Source organism: Nocardia yunnanensis (assembly GCF_003626895.1).
Taxonomy (GTDB): Bacteria; Actinomycetota; Actinomycetes; order Mycobacteriales; family Mycobacteriaceae; genus Nocardia; species Nocardia yunnanensis.
This window is the reverse complement of sequence record NZ_CP032568.1, coordinates 15,263-25,216: the sequence shown is the minus strand read 5'-3', so window position 1 is coordinate 25,216 and position 9,954 is coordinate 15,263. Positions and strand designations below refer to the sequence as shown.

The 9,954-nt window shown below is 68.6% G+C and carries 11 protein-coding genes; 8 read left to right on the top strand and 3 right to left on the bottom strand.

Annotated elements, in window-relative coordinates:
• Positions 1 to 106: 106 nt before the first annotated feature.
• Positions 107 to 1,168: a potassium channel family protein gene (locus tag D7D52_RS00120; protein ID WP_246023561.1), complete on the top strand. Its 1,062-nt coding sequence runs from the start codon at positions 107 to 109 to the stop codon at positions 1,166 to 1,168.
• Positions 1,169 to 1,191: 23 nt separating this feature from the next.
• Positions 1,192 to 2,115, top strand: a complete 924-nt coding sequence (gene nudC, locus D7D52_RS00115; protein WP_120734498.1) for an NAD(+) diphosphatase — start codon at positions 1,192 to 1,194, stop codon at positions 2,113 to 2,115.
• A gap of 86 nt (positions 2,116 to 2,201) precedes the next feature.
• Here nudC and D7D52_RS00110 read toward each other — a convergent pair whose 3' ends face one another.
• Positions 2,202 to 2,453 (bottom strand): mycoredoxin, encoded by a 252-nt coding sequence (locus D7D52_RS00110; protein WP_120734497.1) that lies wholly within the window; start codon positions 2,451 to 2,453, stop codon positions 2,202 to 2,204.
• A gap of 82 nt (positions 2,454 to 2,535) precedes the next feature.
• On the opposite strand from D7D52_RS00110, the gene D7D52_RS00105 reads away from it, so the two are divergent.
• From D7D52_RS00105 to D7D52_RS00095, 3 genes are read left to right on the top strand one after another with little or no spacing between them, the layout of a single operon-like run.
• Entirely contained in the window at positions 2,536 to 2,958 is a 423-nt protein-coding gene (locus D7D52_RS00105; protein ID WP_120734496.1) for an SRPBCC family protein, read from the top strand.
• Positions 2,955 to 3,380 carry an EVE domain-containing protein gene (locus D7D52_RS00100; RefSeq protein WP_120734495.1) on the top strand — a complete coding sequence of 142 codons (426 nt, stop codon included), beginning with the start codon at positions 2,955 to 2,957 and terminating at the stop codon, positions 3,378 to 3,380. The genes D7D52_RS00105 and D7D52_RS00100 overlap by 4 nt, the downstream gene beginning before the upstream one ends.
• Complete coding sequence (locus D7D52_RS00095; RefSeq protein WP_120734494.1) at positions 3,377 to 3,868, top strand: MarR family winged helix-turn-helix transcriptional regulator; 492 nt, start codon at positions 3,377 to 3,379, stop codon at positions 3,866 to 3,868. Before D7D52_RS00100 ends, D7D52_RS00095 begins: the two co-directional genes overlap by 4 nt.
• Here the strand turns inward: D7D52_RS00095 and D7D52_RS00090 are convergent.
• A complete protein-coding gene (locus tag D7D52_RS00090; RefSeq protein ID WP_246023560.1) occupies positions 3,865 to 5,151 on the bottom strand; it encodes a low temperature requirement protein A in 1,287 nt (428 codons plus the stop codon). The two genes, D7D52_RS00095 and D7D52_RS00090, sit on opposite strands and share 4 nt — an antisense overlap.
• A gap of 88 nt (positions 5,152 to 5,239) precedes the next feature.
• Here D7D52_RS00090 and D7D52_RS00085 point away from each other — a divergent pair, with 88 nt between their 5' ends.
• The 3 genes from D7D52_RS00085 to D7D52_RS00075 all read left to right on the top strand — a co-directional run bounded on the left by D7D52_RS00085 (position 5,240) and on the right by D7D52_RS00075 (position 8,373).
• Positions 5,240 to 7,396 (top strand): ATP-dependent DNA helicase UvrD2, encoded by a 2,157-nt coding sequence (locus D7D52_RS00085; protein ID WP_120743650.1) that lies wholly within the window; start codon positions 5,240 to 5,242, stop codon positions 7,394 to 7,396.
• A 155-nt stretch (positions 7,397 to 7,551) separates the two neighbouring features.
• Positions 7,552 to 7,917, top strand: coding sequence for a hypothetical protein (locus D7D52_RS00080; RefSeq protein ID WP_120734493.1), 366 nt, complete (start codon positions 7,552 to 7,554; stop codon positions 7,915 to 7,917).
• Positions 7,918 to 8,055: 138 nt separating this feature from the next.
• Positions 8,056 to 8,373 (top strand): WhiB family transcriptional regulator, encoded by a 318-nt coding sequence (locus D7D52_RS00075; protein ID WP_120743649.1) that lies wholly within the window; start codon positions 8,056 to 8,058, stop codon positions 8,371 to 8,373.
• Between the two features lie 118 nt (positions 8,374 to 8,491).
• Here D7D52_RS00075 and D7D52_RS00070 read toward each other — a convergent pair whose 3' ends face one another.
• Positions 8,492 to 9,883: an ABC1 kinase family protein gene (locus D7D52_RS00070; protein ID WP_120734492.1), complete on the bottom strand. Its 1,392-nt coding sequence runs from the start codon at positions 9,881 to 9,883 to the stop codon at positions 8,492 to 8,494.
• Between the last annotated feature and the right edge of the window lie 71 nt (positions 9,884 to 9,954).

Genomic DNA, 9,954 nt, shown 5'->3' with positions numbered 1-9,954 from the left:
CATGCCGGGGATCACGGTCGATTCCCACCCCGCCCGGTACGCTGCGGACCTGTGCCGCTGCTAGAAGCCCCCACCGCGTACGACGCACCAGCGACCGGTGATTCGCGTGTTCGGTGATTCGTCGCGCGGTCTGGGCAACCTGACCGACCGCCCCGATTTCGCGCTGGTCGGCATTCTGCGCGTCCCGTCCGCACAGTCCAGCCCCTGGTATTCGCTGCTGCGGCGGCTGACCCTGGCGGTGGCGCTGCTGGTGCTGGCCACCGTGGTCGTCTACCTCGGCCGCGACGGCTATCACGACAATGCCCGCGAGCGCATGGGCTGGCTCGACGCCGCCTACTACGCCACGGTGTCGCTGTCCACCACCGGCTACGGCGACATCACACCGGTCACCGCCAGTGCGCGGCTCATCAATATTCTCGTGGTCACGCCGCTACGGGTGCTGTTCCTCATCGTCTTGGTCGGCACCACCCTCTCGGTGCTCACCGAACGATCCCGGCAGGCGTTCAAGATTCAGCGATGGAGGCACACCGTGCGCAATCACACCGTGGTCGTCGGCTACGGCACCAAGGGCCGCACCGCCGTGGACGCCATGCTGGCCGACGGCGTGTCCGCCGGTGACATCGTGGTCGTCGACACCGACCCGCAGGTGCTGGAATTCGCCGCCAACGCCGGCCTGGTGACCGTGCACGGCTCGGCCACCAAGTCGGATGTGTTGCGGCTGGCCGGAGTTCAGCACGCCTCGGCGGTCGTGGTCGCCGCCAACCGCGACGACACCGCGGTGCTGGTCACCCTCACCGCCCGCGAAATCAACCCCAAGGCAAAGATTTCCGCTGCCGTCCGCGAGGCCGAGAACACTCACTTGCTGCGTCAGTCCGGCGCGGACTCGGTGGTGGTGTCCTCCGAGACCGCGGGCCGGCTGCTCGGCATCGCCACCACCACCCCCGCCGTGGTCGACATGATCGAGGATCTGCTCACCCCCGAAGCCGGATTCGCCATCTCCGAACGCGACGTGGAGACCGAGGAGATCGGCGGGTCCCCGCGCCACCTGCGCGACATCGTGCTCGGCGTGGTCCGCGAGGGCCGGCTCATCCGGGTCGGCGACCCCGAGACCGACGCCCTCGAATCCGGCGACCGGCTGCTCTATCTGCGCCGAGTCCAAGCCGGCTAGGCCGGTCCGACTACTCTCGAACCGTGTCAGGTTTTCAGCTGAATGCGGTGCCGGTGCTGTCTCGTACCACTCTCGACCGCGCGGAACACCTCCGCGCCGACGAGCAGGCCCTGAAAGAGGGCTGGGCGCAGGCGAAACTCCTCCGAATGAACAAGCGCGGGCAGGTGCGCGTCGAGGCGGGGGTCGTGGTGCTGGACGCCGCCCTCACCCTCGCTCCCGAGCCCACGCCCGAGGCGGTCTTCGTCGGCGTCGACGACGGCGTGCACCTGTGGGCCGTGCGCGACAACACCCTCGCGGGCATGCTGACCGATCTGCGCGCCTTCGGCACCACCCTGGAACTCGACGACTTCGGCGCGGGCCTGCTCTCGACCGCCCTGGCCCTGCTGAACTGGCACGACAAGGCCGCCTTCAGTCCCGTCGACGGCACGCCGACCCGGTCCACCAATGCCGGCTGGTCGCGCACCAGCGAATCCGGGCACGAGGACTTCCCGCGCACCGACCCGGCCGTCATCTGCCTGATCCACGACGGCGGCGATCGCGTGCTGCTGGCCCGCCAGAGCACCTGGCCCGAGGGATTGTTCTCGCTGCTGGCCGGATTCGTGGAGGCGGGGGAGTCGCTGGAACGCTGCGTGGAACGCGAGATCAAGGAGGAGGTCGGCGTCGACGTCCGCGAGATCCGCTACCTGGGCAGCCAGCCGTGGCCGTTCCCGCGCTCGCTCATGCTCGGCTTCGCCGCGGTCGCCGACCCGGAGCAGCCGGTGGCCTTCTACGACGGGGAGATCGTCGAGGCGCACTGGTTCACCCGCGCCGAGGTGCGCGAGGCGTTGAACGCGGGCGCCTGGGGATCGCCGACCGGGGTCTCGGGCCCCACACCCGCGAAACTGCTACTGCCGGGCTCGATTTCGATCGCCCGGACCATCGTGGAATCCTGGGCCGCCGAAGACTGACCCGGCCCGCACAACCGGAAGCCGCACACCCCTCGGGTGTGCGGCTTCTCGTTTCTCGCCCGCTCGGCCGATCTTCTCGCCGGGCGTCAGCCGAGCGCGGCGAGCGCCTCTTTGACCTGTGCCAGGCTGGGATTGGTGGCCGTCGAACCGTCCCGGTACTTGATCGTCGGCACCACGTGGTTGCCGTTGTTCACGCTGCCGACGAATTCGGCGGCCTCCGGATGGTCTTCGATATCGATCACCTCGTAGGTGATCCCGGCCTCGTCGAGCTGGGTCTTGAGCCGACGGCAGTAGCCGCACCAGGTCGTCGAGTACATGGTCAGATCGGTAGCAGTCACGATCGGTGCAACATACGCGCCGCTGATCGTGTTCCCCTCATCGGGGGTTGACGGGAGAATAGTAAGCGCGCATACTAATTGCATGACGTTCATCGCCGAAGCCTCCGCCACCTCGACCGCCGCTCCCGCCGCCTTCTTCGTCAAGTGGGCCGACATGGCCACCTGGCCCGAATGGAACCAGGACACCGAATGGGTGATCCTCGACGGCAAATTCGAGCAGGGCGCCACCGGCACCCTCAAGCCCAAGGGCGGCCCCAAGACCAAGTTCGTCGTCACCAAGCTCACCGACACCGAATTCGTCGACTCGTCCAAGCTGATCGGCGCGCGGCTGATCTTCGCTCACACGGTCGTCACCGACGGTGAGCGCACCACCGTCACCGTGCGCGTCTCCATGGAAGGTCCGCTGCGCGGGCTGTGGAACAGGATCATGGGCAAGGATCTCGCCGCCTCGCTGCAGCGCGATGTCGACGCGCTGGTCGCCGCCGCCGAGGCGGTGCTGGTATGAGCACCCGGTACTGGCTGGGCGTGGTCTCCCGCGACCATGTCCGGCGCGGCGTGGAACTCGGCTTCGCACAGGCCAATCACGGCAAACGCGCTGCCGTGGAACGCATGTCCGCCGGCGACGGCCTGGTCTACTACTCGCCCCGAACCGGCATGCGCGAGGGGGAACCGATCAAATCCTTCACCGCGCTGGGCACCATCGTCGACGGCCCGGCCTGGCAGGTCGAGGAGGCGGGCGGCTGCTTCCGCCCGTGGCGGCGCGCGGTCGACTACGACCGCGATGCCCGGCAGGTCCCCCTCGACGAACTGCGCGGCGAACTCGACCTGACCAGCTCGCCCAATTGGGGAATCGTGCTGCGGCGCGGCCTGGTCGAACTGACCGCCCACGATTTCGAGATCATCTCCCGCGCTATGGTCGGCCAGTGACGAATGACGGACTGCGCACCGAATTCGAGCACGCCGACGAAAGCCCCGGTCTCTTGCTCTGGCAGGTGACCAATCGCTGGCAGGCCGCGCAACGCGCGGCGCTCGCCCCCTTCGACCTCACCCACGTCCAGTTCGTCCTGCTCGCCTCCCTGACCTGGCTCACCGGCCGGTCGGGTGGCGATCCCGTCACCCAGCGCGACGTCGCCGCCCAGGCGGCCACCGACCCCATGATGACTTCCCAGGTGCTGCGCACTCTGGAACAGAAGGGTCTGCTGGAACGCCGCGACCACCCCAGCGACAAACGCGCCAAATCCCTGGTCCCCACCGAATCCGGTGCGGCCCTGGTGAATCGGGCCATCGGCGCGGTCGAAGCCTGCGACCGGGAGTTCTTCGCCCCGCTCGGCGAGCGCGCGGCGCGGTTCACCACCGCCCTGCGCCAGTTGCGCGACCGCGACTCCGGGCAGCCGCTCCCGGATGCCGCCGGCTAGGCGGTGCTCTCGTCGGCGCGGCCGCGCGTTCGCCGGTTCGGGCTGCCGGGGTCGTTGCGCCACATGCCGGACGACCAGGTCTCCCACAGCAGCGGCCACACCACCAGCACCGCGACCGCGCACACCAGCGGCAGCGCGGTGAGATGGGTGGCGGCGAAACCGAGGGCGACCGCCAGCGCCGCGCACGGCAGCGGCCAGACGAACAGCCAGCGCCAGCCCACCCCGCTGCGGACACCGCTCAGTCCGACGATCACGAAATAGCTTGCGGCACCGCCGCACAACGCCCAGCCGACCCCGGTGCTCAGGTGCCCGTGCGCGTGATCCATGGCCAAGCCCAGGCCCGCGGCGAGGGTGGCCAGGGCGGCGGTGATGCCGCAGTGGGTGAGCATGATGCGCTGCCAGGGCTCGGCGGTCGCGGCGGCGCCCTCGGTCATCAGGCGCGGCACGAAACCGAACAACAGGGTCAACGCCCACAGGCCCGCCAGGATCACGAAGGCCGCGAACGCCAGGCTCAGCACCGCGGCCGTCCACGACTGGGCGCCCAGCGCGGTGATGATGCCGATGACGCCCTCGCCGAGCACGATGATCACGAACAGGCCGAGCCGCTCGCCCAGGTGCGCCGGATCGGTGTGCAGCGCTTGCATTTCCGGCACCTTGTCCGGATCGAAACGGGCCGGGTCGAAGCGCGGGCTCTGCTGGATGCGGCGGATACGGGCGCGCAACCGCCTGCGGGCCTCGGCGAGCAGTTGCTCCCCGCTGACCGCGAACATGATCCACAGATCCAGCGCCAGACCGCCCACCCACAGCCAATACTTCGCCGGCTCCGGGACCCACAGCGAGATCAGCCACGGGTACACGCCGATGGTGAGCTGAATCGCCGGCCAGTCGACCACGACCTTGCCGCGGCCCCACAGATGTTCGGAACCCAGCCGCACCAGCACGTACACCGCGGCGAAGGTGGTGGCGTGCCGATCGGGGATGCCGGGCACGGCCGCGGCCATCAGGCCCAGGCCCAGCATGGCCGTCAGCATCAACGGCACGCGCGCCTGGTCACGGGCGATATTGCCGTACAGCGTGATGCACGCCCACACCATCCAGAAGGCCAGGAACTGCACCACATACAGGCCGAAGTCGCCCAGGGACGGCCCCCGATGCAGCAGATGCGTCAGCTGCCCGATCCCGGCCACCGCGACCAGATCGAAGAACAGCTCCATCCAGCTGGCGTGCCGTTCGCGGACCTCCGGTGTTTCGGTGCTGCCCGGCGCGGGCGTCTCGTCGACCACGTCAGCACGCTATCGGATCAGCAGGCGACCGACCGGTTTCCGTGCGCCACGCCGAGGCCCGTCCGCGCTGTCGGAGGGCGCTGTCATGATGGAGCGCGTGACTGCCGCGCCCGCCCAGCCCCCGCTCCGGCTCGACGACCTCGACGCCGAGCAGGCCGCGGCCGTGCGCGCACCCCGGGGGCCGGTCTGTGTGCTGGCGGGTGCGGGCACCGGCAAGACCCGCACCATCACCCATCGCATCGCGCACCTGGTGGCGTCCGGGCATGTGCGCGCCGATCAGGTGCTGTCGGTCACCTTCACCGCCCGCGCCGCGGGCGAACTGCGAAATCGATTGCGCGCCTTGGGATTGGGGGGTGAGGCCGGGCAGGTGCAGGCCCGCACCTTCCACGCCGCGGCGCTGCGGCAGCTGAAATACTTCTGGCCCCAGGTCGTCGGCGACGTACCGTGGCGGCTCATCGACGGCAAGTTCCCCCTGGCGGCGCAGGCCGCGGGGCGCGCGGGCCTGCCCACCGACACCGACAGCCTGCGCGATCTGATCAGCGAGATCGAATGGGCCAAGGGCTCGCTCATCGCGCCCGAGGACTACGCGGGCGAGGTCGGCCGCCGCCATCGCGACGTGCCGTACGACGCCAAGAAGGTCTCGGCGGTCTACACCTATTACGAGGCGCTCAAGACCACGCCCGACGGACTGCTGCTCGACTTCGACGATCTGCTGCTGCACACCGCCGCCGCGCTCGAGGACTATTCGTCGGTGGCCGAGGAGTTCCGCGGCCGCTATCGCTGTTTCGTGGTCGACGAGTATCAGGACGTCACGCCGTTGCAGCAGCGGGTGCTCGACGCCTGGCTGGGCGATCGCGACGATCTGACCGTGGTCGGCGATGCCAACCAGACCATCTACTCCTTCACCGGGGCCAGTCCGACCTTCTTACTGGACTTCTCGCGGCGCTTCCCCGACGCCACGGTGGTCCGCCTGGAACGCGATTACCGGTCCACCCCGCAGGTGGTGTCGCTGGCCAACCGGGTGATCGGGGCGGCCCGCGGGCGCATCGCGGGCACCCGGCTGCAACTCATCGGCCAGCGCGCCGACGGACCGGAACCGACCTTCGCCGAATTCGACGACGAGCCCGCCGAGGCCGCCGCCGTCGCCAAGGCGGTCGCCAAACTGCTCGGAAACGGTGTTCCCGCAGCCGAAATCGCGATTCTCTACCGCATCAACGCGCAGTCGGAGGTGTACGAGCAGGCGCTCACCGAGGCGGGCATCCCGTATCAGGTGCGCGGCGGCGAGGGCTTCTTCAATCGGCCGGAGGTGCGCCAGGCGGTCTCGGCGCTGCGCACCGCCGCCAATCGCGACGATCTGCCCGACGCCCGCGGCGAGAAACTGGTCGTGCTGGTCCGGGCCGCGCTCGCCCAGGTCGGGCTCACCAAGGAGGAGCCGGTCGGCGTGCAGGCGCGGGAGCGCTGGTCGTCGCTGATGGCGCTGGTCCAGCTCACCGAGGAACTCGCCGAACAGGATCCGGATCTGGAACTGAACGGTCTGCTGCGGGAACTGGCCGCCCGCGCCGAAGCCCGGCACCCACCGACCGTGCAGGGCGTCACCCTGGCCTCGCTGCACGCGGCCAAGGGGCTGGAGTGGGATGCCGTGTTCCTGGTCGGCCTGGCCGACGGCACGCTGCCGATCCAGCACGTCCTGGGTCCCGACGCGACGGTCTCGGACGAGGCCGCGCTGGAAGAGGAACGCCGCCTGCTCTACGTCGGCGTCACCCGCGCCCGCGAGCATCTCCAATTGTCTTGGGCGCTGGCGCGTTCCGCGGGCGGGCGCAAGGTGCGCCGCCGCTCCCGCTTCCTCATCGGCCTGGTCCCCGACGATTCGCCGGCCTCGCGCATCGCGGCCCACACCACCGAACGCCGGGCCGGCCCCAAACGCCAGCACCCGACCTGCCGCATCTGCGGCCGCCCCCTGCTCACCACTCAGGCCACCATGCTCGGCCGCTGCGCCCGCTGCCCCGCCGACGTGGACCCGGAACTGCTGGTGGCACTCCAGGAATGGCGTAGGGAGAAGGCCGACGAGCTGTCACTGCCACATTTCGTGGTGTTCAGCGATACGACCTTGACCGCCATCGCCGAACAGCGCCCCGCCGACGACCGCGCTCTGGTCGCGATCCCGGGCATCGGCGCCAAGAAGCTGCAGACCTACGGCGCGGACGTGCTCGCCATCGTCCGCTCGCGTCTCCGGGACTCTTCCTAGACTTGCCGGGGCATCTGGACAAGCCCCTGAAACAGCAGGTCAAAAATAGGTTGTGTGCATCCGTATATGTACCTAGAGTCGTTCACATGCACCGGGGAGAACCCGCCGTGCAGCAAGCAACTGATCGCATACGAGTGAAGGAGGGAGGCAGACCAATGAACAACACCGTGAACAGCATTGCGACCGGCATTATCGCCGGCCGTTTCGCGACGGCACCCGTCATGTCCGTGGCGTCCGTCTCCCGGGGGATCCTCGCGTTCCAGGGGATTCGTATGTCCGGCGTGAATAGCGATCTTGGTCTTCAGGTCTTTGCAAGCAAAGTCCAAGCGGACCGGCCGATCGTGATCGAGCAGGACAAGCCCAAGGGCGACTGGCAGCAGTCGGCAGCCGCATATGCGGCCGTCGAAACGATGGCGGATCTGGCCGGAACCGAGCGTCCGGTCCATCTGCCGGCAGTCCGCCCGCACACCACCGACCCAGCGACCGTGATCAGGAGTCGACACCGAAGTCGACTCAGGTAGGGAAACCTCTCCCAGACCTCCTGGCCACGGATCGCGACCACCGCGAATACCGTGGCCAATGTTTTTTCGGCCCACAGCCTCCGGCACCGGTTTTCGCGAAACACCGAACGACCGAAGCACGAGCTGAAGGAGCCCGACGTGTCCACCACGGTCATCCGTGAACGAGTGACATGCCGCAACACCGTGGCCAACACGACCGCCCGCACCCGCCGGGCCGTCACCCTCACCCTGCCCTGTCGAGTCGGCAACCCGGACCTGTGGTTCGCCGAGGCTCCCGCCCAGCTGGAAGAGGCCAAGGCGCTGTGCGCGTCCTGCCCGATCCGCCAGGGCTGCCTGACGGCCGCGCTGGATCGCGCCGAGCCCTGGGGCGTCTGGGGTGGCGAGATCTTCGACCAGGGTGTCGTGATCGCCCGCAAGCGCCCCCGTGGGCGTCCGCGCAAGGTCGCGGTGGCATGACCGCCCCGGCTTCCGGGGGAGTAGAACGCATACGACCCGCTTACCAGCAGGTAAGCGGGTCGTTTTGCGTCACAAAGACTCTCGGGTCCGCAACCTCGGTCCGCGAGCTGTCGGGGTGTCAGCTTGCGGCGGTGAGGGTTTCGGCGTAGCCGGGGACCCAGTCCTTCATGAGCTTCATGAAGGGGACTTCGGCGTCGAGCTGGGCGCAGATGCCGACCGAGCCGCCGAGGACGCGGAAGATCATCACGTGTTCGGCCGGGAGTTGCAGGGAGCGGGCGGTTTTCATCATCTCGGAGTTGGAGATGTCGGTGGCCTTGCCCGCCACGCGCTGCATCCACTTGCGGGTGAAGTGGAAGGTCTCGGTCTTGATCGGGTCGGTGAAGGGCCGCAGATAGGACTGAATCTCCTCACGGCTCACCGTCTTTCCGGGAATCACCCAGCCGTGGTCGTGCAGCAGGGCCGTCAGCTCGTCGAAGCGGCCCTCGACCTCGAGCGCCACCATCTCGCCCAGAATCTTGGGGAAGCCATTGGGCAGCGGAGCGCAGGCGCCGTAGTCGATGACCGCGAGCCGGCCGTCCTCGAGCATCATGAAATTGCCCGGATGCGGATCGGCGTGCAGCAGGCCCGCGATCGCCGGTGAGCTGAAATGGAATTCGCCCATCAGCGTGGCGACGTGGTTGCGCAGCTCCACGGTGCCGGCGGGATCCGCCATGCCCTCCTGAATGATCTTGGAGACCGGCGTGGCATTGTCCAGCCACTCGGTGACGATAACCTTCGGGGCGCTGGCCACCACCTTGGGCACCAGGAACCGCGGATGCCCGTCGAAGGCCTTGGCGAACTGGCGCTGATTGCCGCCCTCGATGCGGTAGTCGAGCTCCTCCTCGGTGCGCTCGCTGATCTCGGCCAGGACCGGCTTCACGTCCGCGCCCGGAATCAGCGCGCCCATCATGCCCGCCATCCGGTTGAGGGTCTTGAGGTCCGCGCGCAGCGCCTCGTCCGCGCCCGGATACTGCACCTTCACCGCGACCACCCGGCCATCGGACCACACCGCCTTGTGGACCTGGCCGATGCTGGCCGACGCGGTGGGCTTGTCGTCGAATTCCTTGAAGCGCTGCCGCCACCCGGTGCCCAGCTGCTGATCCAGCTGCCGGTGCACGGCGGCGGCCGGCATGGGCGGCGCGGCGGCCTGCAGCTTGGTCAAGGCCTCGCGGTAGTGCTCACCGAACTCCTCGGGGACGGCCGCCTCCATCACCGACAGCGCCTGGCCGAACTTCATGGCCCCGCCCTTGAGCTCACCGAGAACGGCGAAAAGCTGCTCGGCGGCCTTCTGGTTCAGCTCGGCATTGATTTCCTGCTTGTCGCCCCCGGCAAGCTTGCGGCCGAAACCGACAGCCGCGCGCCCTGCGATGCCGAGCGGAATCTTGGCCAGCTTGGCATTACGGGAAGAGCGCTTGCTCACAATCTCCTCTGACACGTTCCCATCATGCCGATGTCCCAGACGGTTCGCCATGGGAATTGTGTGTTTGTTCGGGTCGCGAACGATAGTGCTTTCCATCACAGTCCTCTCCCCGCCGGTAAACC